This is a genomic window from Microcoleus sp. (genome assembly GCF_041354475.1).
GTDB lineage: Bacteria > Cyanobacteriota > Cyanobacteriia > Cyanobacteriales > Microcoleaceae > Microcoleus.
In genome coordinates this window covers 5068-22706 of sequence record NZ_JBGJZU010000032.1, presented here as the reverse complement: position 1 = coordinate 22706, position 17639 = coordinate 5068, and the positions used below count along the sequence as shown (strand labels likewise).

Here is a 17639-nt window from a genome sequence, read left to right as displayed (position 1 = left end):
TGACACTGATGCTCTACCAATTTTTTTTCTAAGTAAATCCACCTAATTAAACCTCTGATACGGATGGCTAAAAAGCTTGCTGAATGAGCATTTTTCCTTTTTCCTTCTGCCTTGGACCCATCGATATTCTACTTAACAAATATGTCTATTCCTCAACTCAAGCCCGCTGATGAAAAAGAATCAAAAGTCTATGCACCTTTTTTTCCAGAGCAGAGGCGCAAGTCTTTACCCTACGCTATAGCTCTCTACAAGCTCAAAACCTTGGAAGGTGCCAGAAAAATTGAAGGTGGCGAGGAGATTCCGTTTGTAGCTAGTTGGAATATTTCATCACTGCCGATCGATTTAACCCGCTGTCGGGTCTTGTTTGATGGTAATGCTGAACTCAGCTACGAAGTAACGATGCAAAGCTCGGATTTTGTGAATTGCTTGATTGAGGTACTGATGATTTTTCAGCGCACTCGCACCGTCGATTTTTCTAAAGTTTTTTACCGGAAGCTAATGCGGATGGATGAGTGATTTTTTTCACACCCCTACTCTCGAAATTCTGCAATAGACTGGCGCTATAACTGGCGCACCAGTAGTGTAAATCGACCACCACAGGGACTTTACACTACTGGTGCGCCATTCCTATTTGAAAACTGCTGTATTTGTTGTCGAACAGCCCCAAAGCCTATTTCTGACATTTGTGTGCGATCTATCGGCAACACAAATTTCCCCCACTAAATATCAACTTTTATCCTAATTATTACAATCCTGGACGCAAAAAACTTGGTTTATGAGAAAAAATCGTCGCTCTTGCAGCCTGAGATCTTGACGCCGAAACCGGGTTTTTGACCCCGCGCGTAAGTCCTGTATTAATATTTGTAAAAGTCTTACGTGATATTACTGATATAGCTTACGATCAAAATTAACTCATCATATACAGATTAAAACCGACAAATATTTGCAAAGAGGTATATTATGGCTCTGATAACTAAGGATCTCAATACTCCTGCTTTGACTGCCCAGCAACTTGCCGAATTTATCATTGGAGATACAGGCACTGTTGTTGCTGGTACTGCGAAATTTACGGGTGACAATCGAGCGTCGGGCACTTTCGGCGGCGGGATATCAGAAGGGATAAATGTCGAAGCTGGGGTGATTTTCAGCACCGGAGAAATTAAGAATGCTAACGGGCCTAATAATTCAGACGGTAAGAGTTCCAGCTTAGCGAGTGCTGGCGATCCAGTGACTCTCGATCCGCTTGTTGCTCCTGACACGACAAAAAATGCTGCTGTTTTGGAGTTTGAGTTCATCGCAAAGCAAAGTCAGTTTAGCTTGGAATACGTGTTTGCTTCTGAAGAATACAATGAGTACGTCGGGAGCTTCAACGATGTATTTGCCTTTGTTTTGAATGGGGTCAACATTCCCTTGATTCCTGGGACGAACCAACCAGTTTCCATCAACACTATTAATAAGAACAAAAACTCAGCATTTTACATAGACAACGACCCCACTACCTATGGTTTGGGGAAAACTCCTTATAACACGCAATTTGACGGTTTTACCAAGTTGTTAACCGCTCAAGGAACCGTAATCCCGAATATCACGAATAAACTGAGGATTGCGATCGCCGACACTCGCGATAGTGCCTTGGACTCGGCAATTTTCTTGAACGTTCCGCCCAGCTTCAATTTCTCCCAACCTACATATCAAGTCAAGGAAGATGGAAAAGTAATCGGGGCAGCAGTTACCATCAACCGCACAGGCATTACCAACGGCACTTCCAATATTGACGTAAAATTAACTAACGGCAGCGCCACAGGCGGCGCTACCTTGGGATTAGGGGTAGATTTTGTATTCACCACCCAAACTGTCAACTTTGCACCCAATCAAACCACTGCGGAAGTTATCATTCCCATCAACGATGACAGCTTAGTTGAACCGACAGAAAATCTGACTCTGACATTAACAAATCCCGCCAATGCCAGGATCGGCATCACCCAGAATACTGCGACCTTAAATATTACCGACAACGACACCACAGGGATTACCATTACCTCAAGCGGTGGCAACACGGCAGTCACCGAAAGTGGCACTACAGACACCTACACAGCGGTACTCAACAGCCAGCCCGCTAGCTTAGTCATTCTGACTGTTAAACCCGACAACCAGACAGACTTGGGGACTGGCGCAGGAAACCCGATCGCCCTCAACTTCACCCCCCTTAACTGGAACGTTCCGCAAACCGTCACTGTCAAGGCAGCAGACGATGCTGTGGCGGAAGCCAGCCCCCACACCAGCACTATTCTCCACACAGCCAGCAGTGCCGATCCCAACTACGACGGCAGCACCCCACCCATCAGAATAGACGGTACTGCTATTTCTACCCTCACAGCTAACATCACCGACAACGACACTGCACAGGTAAAAATTACCGAAACTGGCGGCACCACAAAACTCGGCGAAGGCGGGGCTAGCGATAACTATACGGCGGTGTTAACCAGCCAGCCAACGGCCGATGTTACTGTCACTGCCTTCCCAGACAGTCAAAGCGATGTGGGGACAGGAGGCGGAAACCCGATCGCCCTGAAATTTACTGCCGACAACTGGAACGTGCCTCAACTGGTGACTGTGCAAGCCGTGGACGATGCTGTAGACCAAGGCACGCACTCCAGTACGATCGCCCACAAAGTCACCAGTACAGACGCGAAATACAACCTGATTCCTACGGCCTCAGTGACGGCCCAAATTACCGACAACGATACCGCCGGAGTCACGATTAGCCCTGCAAACACAACTGCTACTGAAGGTGGCGCCGCAGGCAGTTACAAAGTAGCCCTGACTAGCAAACCGACGGCACCTGTTAAGGTCAACTTCAATACGGGCATTCAAATCCAGTCGATTTCCACATTTACCTTCACCTCAGACAACTGGAACCTACCGCAGACAGTTACGGTGAAAGCTACCGACGACAGTTTAGTAGAAGAGCTGCACACAGGCACAATTAACCACAGCATCGCCGCCGGTAGCGCGGCCGAATATCTGCCCGTGGCCATCGCCCCGGTAACAGTCAGCATTACCGATAACGATATCGCTAATCCCAGTACGCCCAGCGTGACGATCGCACCTGCGAGCACCAATGCTACCGAAGGCGGCGCGACAGGCAGTTACAAAGTCTCCCTCAACACCAAACCAACTGCTAACGTTACCGTCAATGTCGCTGCGGGGAGTCAAATCAATGCGATCGCCCCGCTTGTTTTCACCCCGGTTAACTGGAATGCGCCGCAAACAGTAACGGTGACAGCCACCGACGACACTGTTGTCGAAGGAACCCACACAGGCACGATCAACCACAGCGTCGCCACAGGCAGTGCTGCCGAATACTTGCCAGTGGCGATCGCGCCCGTCACCGTCAGCATCACCGACAACGACACAGCTACCTCAACTGCTGGAGTAAAAATCTCTCCGACAAGCACCACAGCGGCAGAAGGCGGTGTCAATGGCAGTTACAGTGCGGTATTGACTTCCAAGCCTGCAAGCGACGTTAAAGTTAGCTTCGCCACAGACAGTGAAATAGAAGCGATCGCCTCCTTCACCTTCAGTAGCGCTAACTGGAACCTGCCTCAAACCGCCACGGTTAAAGCAGTGGACGACTCGGCCGTGGAAGGAACGCAGCTTAGCACCATCACTGCCAGCGCTAGCAGTACCGATCTCGCTTACAACAAGATCGGCATTCCCAAAGTAGATGTCTTGGTGATCGACAACGACTCCCCCGGCATCGCCGTCACTCCTAACAGCACCAATGCAGCAGAAGGCGGTGCAGCGGGCAGTTACAGCATTGTCCTCACCAAAGCGCCGACGGCTAATGTCACCGTCAATTTCGCGACGGGCGGTGAAATCAATGCGATCGCCCCGATCGTTTTCACTGCCCTTAACTGGAATGTGCCACAAACAGTCACGGTGACAGCCACCGACGACACTGTTGTCGAAGGAACCCACACAGGCACGATCGATCACAGCGTGGCAACAGGCAGCGCAGCCGAATACTTGCCAGTGGCGATCGCCCCCGTTAGCGTCAGCATTACCGACAACGACACAGCTACTACTGCTGGCGTGACTGTTACCCAAACAGGCGGCAGCACCATTGTCGCTGAAGGCGGCACAGCCGACACCTATCAAGTAGCGCTCAACAGCCAGCCCAAAAATGACGTTAAAGTTAGTTTCGCCACAGACAGTCAAATAGATGCGATCGCCTCCTTCACCTTCACTAGCGCTAACTGGAACCTGCCTCAAACCGCCACAGTTAAAGCAGTGGACGACTCGGCTGTGGAAGGAACGCACCTGAGCACCATTACTTTCAGCGCTAGCAGCACAGATCTCGCTTACAACAAGATCGGCATTTCCAAAGTCGATGTGTTGATTCTCGACAACGACTCCCCCGGCATTGCTGTCATCCCCACCAGTACCAATGCCGCAGAAGGCGGTGCAACTGGCAGCTACAGCGTGGTTCTCACCAAAGCGCCGACGGCTAATGTCACCGTCAATTTTGCCGCCGGCAGTCAAATAGATGCGATCGCGCCTCTGGTTTTCACTCCCGCTAACTGGAATGCAGCGCAAAATGTCACCGTCAAAGCTACCGACGACACCATAGTGGAAGGAACCCACACCGGGTTGATTTTTTCCAGCGTCGCCCCCGACAGCGCTGCCGAATACTTGCCAGTGGCGATCGCGCCCGTTAGCGTCACCATCGCCGACAACGACATCGCCCCGCCGACACCGACACCAATCATCAATTTTTCGCCCACCATTATCGTGCCGACGCCGACACCCCCACCGACGCCGACACCAATCATCAATTTTTCGCCCACCATTATCGTGCCGACACCGACACCCCCACCGACGCCGACACCAACCCCAACCCCCCTCTCGGAAACAACTCCTGTCCTAACCCCGCAGCCAACCGAAGATCCAGATTGCATTTGCGCGCAAATTACCTTACCGGAGATCAGTCGTCTTCAGGGTTTCAATCGTGTTGACAACAACCTGGTTGGTGGAGATACAAACGAGACGGTTACTGGCGGCAGTGGCGGTGATGGCATCAATGGTTTGCCTGGAGAAGACGTTCTTGTCGGTTTGGCTGGGAACGACAACCTCTTTGGCGGATTGATCAGCAACATTCCTGTTGGGCCTTCTGCCGATCGCGACTTGCTAGACGGTGGGCCCGGTGACGACTACCTCAACGGTCAAGCAGGCTACGACACCCTGTTGGGCGGTGAGGGCAACGACGCTGGTTTCGGTGGCAAAGATAACGACGCGATCTGGGGCGGACTCGGTGCTGACACCCTTGAGGGCGAGGAAGGAAACGATACTCTTTACGGTGGCACCAACACCGAATCTGACCGCGATCGCGCCGGAAACGACTTGTTATTCGGTGGCACAGGAAATGACTTACTCTACGGTCAAGATGCCTCTGATAGTCTTTCTGGCGGTGAGGGGAGCGATACTGCCCGTGGTGGCAAAGGGAACGATGTAATTTTAGGCGATGGTGGCAGCGACTCGCTGTTGGGCGACCAAGGCAATGACTCTATCTGCGGCGGCGAGGGCGATGACACGGTGTATGGGGATATCGGCAGCGCCCTGCCTGTCGGGGTTGTTGGCGGTCAAGACCAAGTGTGTGGCGGGGAAGGCAATGACCTGCTGTTCGGCAATGAAGGCAGCGATACCATCAACGGCGATGCTGGCAACGATACGATTTTGGGGGGCAAAGACAGTGACAGCTTGGTGGGCGGGGAAGGCGACGACTTGCTCATCGGCGATGAGGGCAGTGATACTTTGCTCGGTGGCGGCGGGCGCGATTTATTTTTCTTGACATCAGGACAAGGAAGTGATACCGTTTATGATTTCAGGAAAGGGGAAGATTTGCTAAGTTTAGCCGGCGGTTTGACTTTCGCTCAACTGAGCATTAGCCACAGTACAAACGGGCAAGATGCCAGTCCCACTACATTCATCAGAATTGCCAACTCTGGGGAACTCTTAGCCGTTTTGAATGGGGTGCAAGCAAGCGCGATCGCGCCCTCGGATTTCGTTCAAATTTTGCGACTCGGTAGCTGAGAGGACAACGCCTACGGCGCTTGTGATCGAAACTCAATCTACAGCCCTTGAACTTCGATCGGGCTGGCATCGAATCAACCTTTGGGCGCTCGAAATGCCAGCCCACTGCACCAGACAATTGATGTGTTTAGGCAAGATCTACCAGTCCTCTCCTAAACAGTTTATTGCTGGCAGCACCAGATATCAGTTTGAACGAGCGCGATCCCACTAATAATTAATCACTAATAATACCTATCGATTTAAAATTATAAATCGAGTATAATATTATTGCCAAATTGAGTCGCAGTGCAGAAATACTGTTGAATAAACTAAATTTATTGAAATATAACGGTTCTCAAAGGAGTGAAGTTCAAAATAGAGAGGTTGGGTTGAGGTTCCCGTTACCCAATTCTTCATTTAAAATAAGGTGTTGGGTTTGGCGATCGCAAGAGTCTAACCTACTTCATCTATTTGAGAAACGCTATAGACAGGTGCAAATTGAGGAGTAAAGGCTTACCGAAATTGACTAAATATTTACTGATCGGTTCCACTAAAGCTTACAGTGGCAAGTCCGCTATCGCCCTGGGGATAGCACTCGGACTCCGGGAACAAGGATTGACCGTCGCCTACGGCAAACCCCTGGGAACTTCTTTTAACTCTGATGTACCTGGTGCCGAAGAGGAAGACGTGCGCTTCGCGATCGAGACCCTGAAGCTCAAAGATACCCAAATGCCATCTACTCTGCTTGCTTTGGACGAAGAAACTGTTCACAAGCGACTGCGAGGAGAAGATCGGACTGATTACCGCCAGTCTCTAGCGGAATATGTCCAAGGCCAAAGTACAGACTTAGTGCTGCTAGAAGGTCCTGCTAATTTGGAGGAAGGCAGTCTGTTTGACTTGTCTTTGCCTCAAGTGGCCCAGGCCGTTGATGCCTCTGTGCTGCTGGTGACACGCCCGATCGATCTGTTTGTAGATGATTTGCTTTCAGCTAAGCAACGTTTAGGTTCCCGTTTGCTAGGTGTCGTCCTCAACGACGTTCCCTCCGACAAACTCGAATCCATCGCCTCCACTGTGCGACCTTTTCTGGAAGCAAAAGGAATTCCTGTGTTGGGAATGCTACCGAGAAGCGCTTTGCTACGCAGTGTCAGCGTCAAAGAACTGGTTCACCAATTGAAAGCTGAGGTACTGTGTCGCCCAGACCGTTTGGATTTGATGGTCGAAACCTTGACAATTGGTGCAATGAATGTTAGTTCCGCTCTCAAGTATTTCCGCAAAGCCAGAAATATGGCAGTGGTGACAGGGGGCGATCGCACCGACATCCAGTTGGCCGCTCTGGAAAGCTCTACTCAGTGCTTAATTCTGACAGGACACTTGCCTCCTTCTCCCCTGGTCATCGGCAGAGCAGAAGAAATGGAAATTCCAGTGTTGTCTGTGGATTTAGATACCTTAACCACTGTGGAAATTATCGACAGCACCTTTGGCAACGTGCGCCTGCACGAGACCATTAAGGTGGAATGCGTTACTCAACTAATGGCAGAGCATTTTGACATTAACGCACTGATGGCTTCCCTAACCCTGGGTGATTAAATTCCTATCTAAGGAAAAAATAAGTAGCCAGAAGCAAAAAGGAAGTCTCAATTTTTGATTCTTCCTACTTCTGCTTATGATAGTTGACACTCCCCTGCCTGAAGGCGAGGGGATTCTTGGTTCTGCGACATACCTTAAAACTATCTATCCTTGCGGCAGTGTTTAAACCAGGTATCCGTTCAAAAGAACCAAATATCGAGCTTAATTTAGATAGCCTCAGAGGGTTTGTCTCCCCAAGCTATTGATTTTATGGCATTGGCCTTCTTCCTTGTGGCTTTTTGCTGGTTCCGGGTGGTATATTTGTGATGAGAGGATTTATTCCTCATCCAGTCCGATCGGGTAAATCTGTAATTCTTAACTTCTTTTTGGCTCCAATAGCTATTCCGTCTGCTAGAATCCACAACGTAGTTTTATTTAATTTAATAAATTCTTTGAGTCAATCAATTGAGCTACCCAGAGTTGATGATTTTTTACAAGAACTTGCGGCAATCCAGCAAACAAGCTCCAAGCGGCTTGCTCTTTTGGGTTCTCGCCATGTTCCAATTACCCACCAGCAGCTAATTGAGATGCTGAGCTACGCCTTAGTTTTGTCTGGTAATCAGCTCATAACTTCTGGCGCTACAGGCACCAATTCAGCCGCGATTCGGGGGGCGATGCGAGCAGATCCCAATCTGCTGACCGTGATTTTGCCACAAAGCATGAGCCGCCAGCCACGAGAGTCTCGCGAGCAGCTAGAACAAGTGATACATTTGGTAGAAAATCCCAAAAATGACAGTTTGTCTCTCCCAGAAGCAAGCGCCCTGTGCAATCAGGAGATTATTTCTCGGTGTCAGCAACTGCTCTGTTTTGCTTTTCACGAAAGTCACACTTTGCTGAAAACTTGTCAGGATGCAGAGGAACAGCGCAAGGTCGTTACTCTATTCTATTTTGATTGAAATGCGAGGCGGATAATGCTATTGGGATTACCTGTTTCGGTTATTCTGCTTGATTGTATTGTTGCTGCGGCCGCCCTGGTGTACGCCCCGTTTTTGGTGGTTGCCTACGCCCGCTTGCAGTTAGGCTACGATCAAGCAGCGCCCCGCGCTATGTTTGAGAAATTACCTGCTTACGCTCAACGGGCTACTTGGGCTCACCAAAATTCCTTTGAGACGTTTATGCTGTTTTCAGCGGCAGCTTTGATGGCTTTTGTGACGGGGGTAGATTCGGAGGTGGCTGGTTGGGCTGCGATCGCTTTTACGATCGCCCGGTTGTTGTTTTCCGTTTTCTATATCCTGAATGTACCACTGGGGCGATCGCTCATGTTTGCCATTAGTTCTTCTTGCACTGTCACTCTATTTTATTTCAGTTTGATGGCTGTTAATAACTAATTGTTATTGGTGATTGGTTATTGGTTGTTGGTGATTGGTTGTTGGTGATTGGTGATTGGTTGTTGGTGATTGGTTATTGGTTATTGGTTATTTGTATTAATTCCAATCGCCAATCTCCCAATTTCCTCCCCCCTTGGGGGGGTAAGCCAATTCCCTATTCCCAATCCCCAATTCCCAATTCCCAATTCCCAATTCCCCATTCCCCATTCCCCATTCCCCATTCCCCATTCCCCATTCCCAATTCCCAATTCCCAATTCCCCATTCCCCATTCCCAATTATCATTTTATGGCAGCCAGTTATTCCTTTGATATTGTGAGCGACTTCGACCGTCAAGAATTAGTTAATGCTGTTGACCAAACAACACGGGAAATTCAAAGTCGCTACGACCTGAAAGACACCAAAACCACCGTGGAATTAGGTGCTGAATCCATTATTGTCAATACCGACAGTGAATTCACCTTGGATGCAATTCACACTGTTTTGCAAACTAAATCTGCCAAACGCAATTTGTCTCTGAAAATTTTTGATTATGGCAAAATTGAAGCGGCTAGTAACAGTCGGGTTCGCCAAGAAATTAAACTAAAAAAAGGGATTGACCAGGAAATTGCCAAAAAAATTACTAAATTAATTCGAGATGAATTTAAAAAGATTCAAGGATCGATTCAAGGCGATGCGGTGCGGGTTTCTGCCAAAGATAAAGATGATTTGCAGTTGGTAATTCAACGATTGAAGCAAGAAGATTACCCCGTAGCGTTGCAGTTTACCAATTATAGGTAAAATTTTGAAAGCTAACTCAAAGATAGAATTGAGATCTAGCCGGATTTTAGTTACCCACCAATTCCCTAACCAAATTAGCCAAACGCTCTGCACTGTCTGTCACAGCTAATTGAGCAGCAGCTTGGGACATTTTTGCCAAATATTGAGTGTCGCTAAGTAAATGTAAAACTTTACTTTGCAAAATATCAGCAGTTAATTCACTTTGACGAAATACCAAAGCCGCTCCCGAAGCGGCAAATACTTCGGCATTAAAACTTTGGTGGTTGTCCGCGGCGAAAGGAAAAGGAATTAAAATAGCAGGCATTCCCGTCACTGCTAATTCTGTCATAGCACTAGCACCCGATCGACTAATTGCTAAATTTGCCCGGTGCAATAAACCAGCCACATTATCATAAAATGGCATCGATATATATTGTGCGTGCTGCAAACTTTCAGCATCCGGGTCATTATTTCCGGTGAGGTGAACTACCCAAGCACCCGCATCAAACCAAGCAGGAGCACACTGTCTCACTAACTGATTAACTGCGACAGCACCTTGAGAGCCACCCATAACTAAAATTACAGGTACGTTGTCAGGAATTGGTAAATTGAGAGGTTCGCGAGTCAGGAATTGCGATCGCACCGGCGTACCAGCAAACACAGTTTTGGCGCGGGGTAAATACTGGGCTGCGGCTTCAAATCCGATCGCCACTGCACTGCAAATAGGACTAAACCAACGAGTCACTTTACCCGGAAAAACATTAGATTCGTGAAGAATCACCGGCAAACCCAAAGAGCGAGCGGCCAAAATTGCCGGTGCTGCGATGTAACCTCCGGTAGTAAATACTCCGTGAAACTTTCCCTGTTTGAGCAATCGGCGCACTTGCAGAATCGAGCTAGCGAGACCACCTAAAATTCGCACTGTACCGAGTCCAAATCGCTGCTGAAAGCCTTCAACGGCGATGGTGTGGAGGGGGTAAAGGGAGGAGACTAACTGAGTCTCCATGCGGTCGGGAACTCCCAGCCATTCGATGTGACAGTCATGCAACTGTTCAGCGGTGGCGATCGCCGGAAATAAATGTCCTCCTGTGCCACTAGCTGCAATCAACAACCGGATAGGGGATTTTGTCAAGGTATTTGTCTCTGTTACAAGTTCCACAGCTCGATCGATTTTGGGTTTAACGTTTTAGATTATTATGCTGATTTTTCCGGCAGTTTCAGCCAATTTCCCATCAGCCATCTAAAATTAGATAGTGCCGTGTTCCGCTCAGTTGTCAGTCTTCGTTGCAGGCGAACCATTGTCCGCTGCACGACCCCTGACAAATAACCAAATTATCATCTAATGCGTAATTTTTTGAATTTAGTGCCAAGTGTATCTCAGTATTGGACCAGCGATCGGCGCAAAAAAGCCGATCGCCCGTACATCCGCTTGTCGGCTCCCCTGAGCGTAGTCGAAAGCTCGATCGCCCCTTTGTTGATCTGTTTGACAGTTCTCAGTAGTAGCATACTGCATCCGGCCCAGGCCAGAGCCCAAGGAGTGCGGGAGGCGAATCCCAGAGTACAAGCTCAAACCCCTACAGCGGCACCGGCGGAATTGACAAAACTGCTAACAGAAATTGACGCAGCGGCAAATCGTCGCGATGTCAAAGCAGTCATGGCATTTTATGGTCAAAACTTCACTCATTCTGACGGATTGAACAGTCAGAATATGGAAACAGCATTAACTCAACTTTGGCAGCGCTATCCCAGTTTAAATTACCGCACAGAGCTCAAATCTTGGAAAGCCGAAGGCAGCGCGATTGTTGCTGAAACCGTGACTACAATCGCCGGCACTCAGAAAAAAGACGGCAGAGACTTAACTCTCAAAGCTACTATTCGTTCTCAGCAGCGCTTTGAAGGTCAAAAAATAGTCAAACAAGAGATTTTAGCAGAACAAACTCAGCTTAGTTCGGGCAAAAATCCTCCCACGATTCAAGTGAACTTGCCAGAGCAAGTTAAGGTGGGTGAAGACTACCATTTTGATGCAATTGTTCGAGAGCCGATCGGGGATGACATTTTAATAGGAACTGTGGTGGAAGCACCAGTCGGCGAGCAAACATCCATCAAGCCCCCACAAGTCGATTTAGAGTTGTTGAATTCCGGGGGAATTTTTAAAGTAGGTAAAGCTCCAGCCACACCGGAAAATCGCTTCGTTTCAGCAGTATTGATGCGACAAGGTGGTATAACCACAGTCACTGTGCGCTTGCGAGTTGTCAAGTAAAGATGTTATTGGTTATTGGTAACAGGTTATTGGCAAAAACCCACAACTAATAACTAATCATTCATGACCAATAACTAATAACTAATAACTAATAACTAATAACAAAAATGATTTCTATCCAAAATCAAATTGTTTTAATTACCGGTGCCAGTAGCGGTATAGGAGCAGCCTGTGCCAAGATATTTGCTAGGGGTGGCGCTAAACTAATTTTAGCAGCGCGACGCATCGACAAGCTCGATCGACTGGCAAAGGAACTGGTAGAAACCGGATTAATAGCATCGGCCAACCAAATCTATTTGCTAGAGTTAGACGTGCGCGATCGCCCAAAAGTCGAATCCGCTGTAAATACACTTCCCGAAGCTTGGAAAGCGATCGATATTCTGATTAACAATGCCGGGTTAAGTAGAGGCTTAGACAAACTGCACGAAGGGAACTTTCAAGACTGGGAAGAAATGATTGATACCAATGTAAAAGGCTTGCTTTACATGACTCGCTACATCGTACCCGGAATGGTAAATCGAAGTCGCGGTCATGTAATCAATATTGGTTCCATTGCAGGTCGCGAAACATACCCAAAAGGCAATGTTTATTGTGCTACCAAAGCGGCGGTAAAAGCAATTTCCGAAGGGTTAAAACAAGACCTATTAGGAACACCAGTCCGAGTCACACAGATAGAACCAGGTTTAGTGGAAACAGAATTTAGCAATGTCAGGTTTCACGGCGACGCAGAAAAAGCCAAAAATGTCTATCAAGGATTAACACCGCTTACTGGTGATGATGTAGGCGATGTCGTGTATTTTTGTGCGACGCGATCGCCCCACGTTAATATTAGCGAAATTTTGCTAGTTCCCACAGACCAAGCCACTGCAACCCTAGTTCACCGAAAATAGTTTGGATTTTTAACTGAGGATTTTCCGGATCTAGATAACATCCCTGGGAAAGTAGATTGGTAGATGCACCCTGATTGATTGATAACTCCCGACCAAACATGGCCGGGTTTTTTGTCTATGACAGCCACAGCGCCAAACATATCCGTCCCTCTGCGGTCAAAAAATCAAATTCATCCTGAACATCCCTCCAGCCCATGAAAAGTAAATAAAGATGCACCCTGATTAATAACCCCAGCCAAATTTGGCCGGGGTTTTTTTTGTCTACTAATATCAAATCCGTTGACATCGGAATTATTATTTCTCTCTTCTCTTTCTCTGTGTCCTCTGTGTTCTCTGTGGTTTAATCATTCCCATACAACCGGAAACGATATAACTCCCGACCAAATTTGACCGGGTTTTTTTTTGTCTAGTACAACCCCAGCGCCAAACCTCCGCGTCCTTCTGCGGTAAAAAAAATCAAATTCATCCTGAAAGAGGTCTGAACCTACCGGAGACTATATTAGTAGATGCACCCTGATTAATTAACTCCCGACCAAATTTGGCCGGGTTTTTTTTGTCTACTAAAGCCCCAGCGCCAAACCTCCGCGTCCTTCTCCGGTGAAAAAATCAAATTCATCCTGAAAGAGGTCTGAACCTACCGGAGACTATATTAGTAGATGCACCCTGATTAATTAACTCCCGACCAAATTTGGCCGGGTTTTTTTTGTTTACTAAAGCCCCAGCGCCAAACATCTGCGTCCTTCTGCGGTAAAAAAAATCAAATTCATCCTGAAAGAGGTCTGAACCTACCGGAAACTTGATAAGTAGATGCACCCTGATTAATTAACTCCCGACCAAATTTGGCCGGGTTTTTTTTGTCTACTAAAGCCCCAGCGCCAAACATCTGCGTCCCTCGGCGGTGCAAAAAATCAAATTCATCCTGAAAGAGGTCTGAACCTACCGGAAACTTGATAAGTAGATGCACCCTGATTAATTAACTCCCGACCAAATTTGGCCGGGGTTTTTTTTGTCTACTAAAGCCCCAGCGCCAAACATCTGCGTCCTTCTGCCGTAAAAAAATCAAATTCATCCTGAAAGATGTCAGAACCTACCGGAAACTTGATCAGTAGATGCACCCTGATTAATAACCCCAGCCAAATTTGGCCGGGGTTTTTTTTGTCTAGGACAGCCAAGACGATTTTTCAAAGAAAGTGGGTTTTTTGCGTCTACGACTGTTTGCCATCGAAGGAATCGTTTAGCCTAAAGCACTTCAAAAGACTGCACCTCAAGCACAGGCCCGATCATCGCAAAAGTCATAATGTCCTTACGCACCAAACCTTTGACACGGACTTTCAAACCCTCTTTTTTCAGTTCAGAAGAAGCATCCTTAAGTTCATAAGTTTCCCCATCTTCGCCCACCAAGGCCCAAGTACCAGGTCCGAAGCCTTGGCGTTCAATTACACCCTTGACTGTAATACTCATGCTGACTGAACCTCTGTTTTAATTGCTAAACGTGCTAGCCCGAAACATAGAAAAGCATTGACAATTAAAAATGTTTGTGCTACTAAACCAGTTCCCAATCCCCAAACACTGGGAGACACAAAAGCATTGACTGCTAAACTGCTAGCAAAGCCGATAGATGTGGCGATCGCAATCCATTTCCACTGTGGATGTCCCAACAGCAACACAATTAAAATCCCCGGAATCAACACACTAGCAAACATCGGATTTAGCATACTGCTGCCATTAATTGCGCCACCAAGTTCGGGAATAGAACTGCCCATCACCCGCAGCGGCCATTGCGGCAGGTCAAATACAAACAAATTTCTGAGGAAAAAGAACCCAGAACTACCAGCCATCAAACCGCCCGAAAAACCCCAAGTCCACTGGAAGGGGAAATAGTTCCGCAACAAGAAAGCCAGCAGATAGGAACCGAGTACCATTGCAATCTTAGGTAACAGCGCCACAGCACCGCCATCGATCCAGAAATGGGGACTGAGATAGCCATTGTCATGCAACCAGCGGAAGAAATCGCGGAAGTTGATTTGGCCTCTGCGGGCTAGCTGAACAGCCGCGGCGGCGTCGAGGTTTCCGGCACCAAAATGGTTGAGGGGGTCTTCGCCCACAACTCGCGCCGATTGTAAAAGTACGCTGCGAATTTGGTCTGGTTCTTGGATACCGGAGGCTTTGATCAGGGCTGCAACGGCGGCAACGTGGGGAGATGCCATGCTTGTACCTTGGTAGCCTTCAAAAATTTCTGCACCAGTTTCTGGGTCGATCGTACTTTGGAGAATTTTCCCAGTTTCAGAACCACCGGGGGCTGAAATGTCAACTCCCGCGCCGAAATTGGAGTAAGAAGCTTTTTCGTCGTCCGGGCCGAGGGCAGAAACGCCGATGACGTGGGGATAACGGGCTGGATAAGAGGCGGAACTATCGCCCGAATTGCCGGCGGCTGCGATGACGACAACGCCTTTACTGTGGGCGTAGTCGATCGCCTCTGCCATTAACTGACTTTCGCCACCACCACCGAGACTCATGTTAATCACATCAGCCCCATTATCCGCCGCAAATTTGATGGCTTCGGCGATGTCAGCAACGGTACCGCCACCACTACCACCCAAGACTTTGAGTGGCATTAAGGCTGCTTCGTAAGCAATGCCAGCAACACCGTAATTGTTGTTAGTTGATTGGGCGACTGTACCAGCGACGTGAGTACCATGGCCGTTGTCATCAAAGGCTTCGGCGCGATCGTTTACAAAGTCGTAGCCCGGTACAAATTTGGTTTCTTTTAAGTCCGCAACTGGGGAGATTCCCGTATCAATTATCGCTACTGTTGTGCCACTGCCTTTGGTTTCGTTCCAGGCAGATTCTACATTGATGCTGCGGAGATTCCACTGTTTGTTATACATGGGGTCGTTGGGAATCTCGAAAGCGCTGTAAACGTAGTTTGGTTCAATGTATTCGGTATCTTTAGCCAAATTTGATTTTTTCAGGGCATTTAACAAACTGCGATCGCCCTTGACAACATACACATTATCCTGTTGGGAAAACTCGCTATTGAGTTGGGGATTGACGTGGTACTTGTTGGCGATCGCCTCTACTTGTTTGACAATCTCAACAGCACCAACATCTTCGCGGAAATCCAGCAAAATAGAATCATAGGTCCCTTGAGTCGCCAATCCTGGGAAACTAGAAATTGCCCAGCCGAGTCCGATAAAAAATAAGCACAGAACGAAAAACTTTTTCATGCCAATGATCCTTGTAGGGAAGGCTTGCTCACCACCATAACCCAATTTTAACCCCTTGTCATTGGCACCAACAGCTATCAATTTGCGATGAGGGAATTAAACCCGCAGAAGCTGCTAGTTTACCAGCATTGCTGTATTCGGTTAAGTTTCCCCTGACATAAATCTAAAATTTAAAATAGTTTCAAAAGCGCGATCTATTTCCAGCGATCGGTCAAATAATAAGTAAGTCCACCTAATTAAATGCAAGATCCAAATCGCTCAAAAGCTTACTGGCTTGCTATTCTTCACATCGATCTTCTTCCTGAATTTCCCCCCTTGGGGGGGGGTAGGGGGGGGTGAATTCTTCCTTCTACTTAAAAAAATATTTGAAATTTTAGGTGGCTTGATGCCACCTAAAATCAGTCGTCTAGTATTCCCATTCAGTTTAAGAACGGGAATACTAGAGCAATGGGTTAGAACAAGAACAACTCAGAGTTGCCCGAAGCTCCCAAATTGACATCGACAGTTGCAAACAAACTGTTGCCACCAAGCGTAGAACCGTTGCTATCGTAATACAGTTTAGTAACTGCACCATCGTAGAGAGCAATAATCGACGGGCCAGTCAAAGTTGACTCGATCCCACTTACAGTAGCAACTGTGCTGCTATAAGCGTAGAAACTCGAACCCAAAGGCCCAGAACCAGTCGTAAAGGCAGCAAAACCAGTTTTGTCGAGGTTAATTACATCATCAGCAGTGCTGTAATTGGTAATTAAATCCCCGCCACCAACAGAAGTTCCACTGAAGACAAACACATCCGAACCAGCACCGCCGTTGAGAACATTAGTTCCCAAACCGCCGATTAAAGTGTCATTTCCGGCACCACCATTAATGGTATCGTTACCAGGGCCACCGAAGAGACTGTCGTTACCGTCATCCCCAGAGAGACTGTCGTTACCCAAACCACCATTGAAAATATCAGCACCAGAACCGCCGTTCAAAATGTCAGCAAAGTCCGTACCGGTGACGTTATTAACAGCACTATTGCCTGTAAACAATACAGGGGTGGTAAAGTTGTAACCGCCTGCGCCGGAACCGAAGTTGTTAATAGCAACCGGGAAAGTATTTCCAGCAGCAGTCAAGTCAACCACACTACTAGAAGCAGAAACAGTAGTATTACCAGCCGGAGCAGAGCCTAGGGAACCTGTGAATACAAAGTCCGAGGTGCCCAAACTCACAGCAGCAGTACCAAAGTTAGCCACTGTGGTAGAACCACCAGGTGCAGTACCGTTGGAGTCAAACACCAACACAGTCTCGTTAGCTGCATTCGTAAATACGAAGAAACCAGGAGTGGTGGAAGAGCCTAGAGCCTTAGTTTGAGCAGCTTCGACAGTGGCATAAGTACCGCCGGTAAAAATCACCAACTCTTTACCAGTAATATCAGGAGCACTACCGCTAACAGCATCAAAGTTAGTTGTAGTCAAATTGCCGAAAGCGCCGCTA

The 17639-nt window shown here is 47.8% G+C and carries 13 protein-coding genes; 8 read left to right on the top strand and 5 right to left on the bottom strand.

Annotated elements, in window-relative coordinates; translation table 11 throughout:
* Positions 1-141: 141 nt before the first annotated feature.
* The 5 genes from ebsA to ACBR23_RS14040 all read left to right on the top strand — a co-directional run bounded on the left by ebsA (position 142) and on the right by ACBR23_RS14040 (position 9026).
* Complete coding sequence (ebsA, locus tag ACBR23_RS14060; RefSeq protein WP_341732603.1) at positions 142-516, top strand: type IV pilus biogenesis protein EbsA; 375 nt, start codon at positions 142-144, stop codon at positions 514-516.
* 444 nt (positions 517-960) lie between these two features.
* The gene (locus ACBR23_RS14055) at positions 961-6093 is read left to right on the top strand and encodes a choice-of-anchor L domain-containing protein (RefSeq protein WP_371119756.1); all 5133 of its coding nucleotides are present in this window, start codon (positions 961-963) and stop codon (positions 6091-6093) included.
* 477 nt (positions 6094-6570) lie between these two features.
* Positions 6571-7659, top strand: coding sequence for a phosphotransacetylase family protein (locus tag ACBR23_RS14050; RefSeq protein WP_371119755.1), 1089 nt, complete (start codon positions 6571-6573; stop codon positions 7657-7659).
* A 431-nt stretch (positions 7660-8090) separates the two neighbouring features.
* Complete coding sequence (locus ACBR23_RS14045) at positions 8091-8594, top strand: DNA recombination-mediator protein A (RefSeq protein WP_340525435.1); 504 nt, start codon at positions 8091-8093, stop codon at positions 8592-8594.
* 15 nt (positions 8595-8609) lie between these two features.
* Entirely contained in the window at positions 8610-9026 is a 417-nt protein-coding gene (locus ACBR23_RS14040) for an MAPEG family protein (protein WP_371117465.1), read from the top strand.
* Between the two features lie 96 nt (positions 9027-9122).
* Here the strand turns inward: ACBR23_RS14040 and ACBR23_RS14035 are convergent, their stop codons facing one another.
* Positions 9123-9296, bottom strand: a complete 174-nt coding sequence (locus ACBR23_RS14035; RefSeq protein WP_371119754.1) for a hypothetical protein — start codon at positions 9294-9296, stop codon at positions 9123-9125.
* 16 nt (positions 9297-9312) lie between these two features.
* On the opposite strand from ACBR23_RS14035, the gene ACBR23_RS14030 reads away from it, so the two are divergent.
* Positions 9313-9804 carry a YajQ family cyclic di-GMP-binding protein gene (locus ACBR23_RS14030; RefSeq protein WP_341739886.1) on the top strand — a complete coding sequence of 164 codons (492 nt, stop codon included), beginning with the start codon at positions 9313-9315 and terminating at the stop codon, positions 9802-9804.
* Positions 9805-9850: 46 nt separating this feature from the next.
* On the opposite strand, the gene murG is transcribed toward ACBR23_RS14030, so the two are convergent.
* Positions 9851-10915, bottom strand: coding sequence for an undecaprenyldiphospho-muramoylpentapeptide beta-N-acetylglucosaminyltransferase (gene murG / locus ACBR23_RS14025; RefSeq protein ID WP_371117468.1), 1065 nt, complete (start codon positions 10913-10915; stop codon positions 9851-9853).
* Between the two features lie 210 nt (positions 10916-11125).
* Here murG and ACBR23_RS14020 point away from each other — a divergent pair, with 210 nt between their 5' ends.
* On the top strand, positions 11126-12043 hold the full coding sequence (locus tag ACBR23_RS14020) for a nuclear transport factor 2 family protein (RefSeq protein ID WP_371119753.1): 918 nt from the start codon (positions 11126-11128) through the stop codon (positions 12041-12043).
* A gap of 107 nt (positions 12044-12150) precedes the next feature.
* Entirely contained in the window at positions 12151-12933 is a 783-nt protein-coding gene (locus ACBR23_RS14015; RefSeq protein WP_341739883.1) for an SDR family oxidoreductase, read from the top strand.
* A 1239-nt stretch (positions 12934-14172) separates the two neighbouring features.
* Here the strand turns inward: ACBR23_RS14015 and ACBR23_RS14010 are convergent.
* The 3 genes from ACBR23_RS14010 to ACBR23_RS14000 form a co-directional block, all read right to left on the bottom strand.
* Entirely contained in the window at positions 14173-14394 is a 222-nt protein-coding gene (locus ACBR23_RS14010) for a hypothetical protein (RefSeq protein WP_341739882.1), read from the bottom strand.
* Positions 14391-16160, bottom strand: a complete 1770-nt coding sequence (locus ACBR23_RS14005; protein ID WP_341739881.1) for a S8 family peptidase — start codon at positions 16158-16160, stop codon at positions 14391-14393. The genes ACBR23_RS14010 and ACBR23_RS14005 overlap by 4 nt, the downstream gene beginning before the upstream one ends.
* A gap of 452 nt (positions 16161-16612) precedes the next feature.
* On the bottom strand, positions 16613-17639 hold a 1027-nt coding region (locus tag ACBR23_RS14000; RefSeq protein ID WP_371119752.1), incomplete at its 5' end, for a calcium-binding protein.

Coding starts and splice junctions, on each gene's coding strand:
- ebsA (WP_341732603.1), top strand. CDS start 142: ATGTCTATTCCTCAACTCAAGCCCGCTGATGAAAAAGAATCAAAAGTC.
- ACBR23_RS14010 (WP_341739882.1), bottom strand. CDS start 14,394: ATGAGTATTACAGTCAAGGGTGTAATTGAACGCCAAGGCTTCGGACCT.
- ACBR23_RS14005 (WP_341739881.1), bottom strand. CDS start 16,160: ATGAAAAAGTTTTTCGTTCTGTGCTTATTTTTTATCGGACTCGGCTGG.
- ACBR23_RS14035 (WP_371119754.1), bottom strand. CDS start 9,296: ATGGGGAATGGGGAATTGGGAATTGGGAATTGGGAATGGGGAATGGGG.
- ACBR23_RS14020 (WP_371119753.1), top strand. CDS start 11,126: ATGCGTAATTTTTTGAATTTAGTGCCAAGTGTATCTCAGTATTGGACC.
- ACBR23_RS14040 (WP_371117465.1), top strand. CDS start 8,610: ATGCTATTGGGATTACCTGTTTCGGTTATTCTGCTTGATTGTATTGTT.
- ACBR23_RS14055 (WP_371119756.1), top strand. CDS start 961: ATGGCTCTGATAACTAAGGATCTCAATACTCCTGCTTTGACTGCCCAG.
- ACBR23_RS14030 (WP_341739886.1), top strand. CDS start 9,313: ATGGCAGCCAGTTATTCCTTTGATATTGTGAGCGACTTCGACCGTCAA.
- ACBR23_RS14015 (WP_341739883.1), top strand. CDS start 12,151: ATGATTTCTATCCAAAATCAAATTGTTTTAATTACCGGTGCCAGTAGC.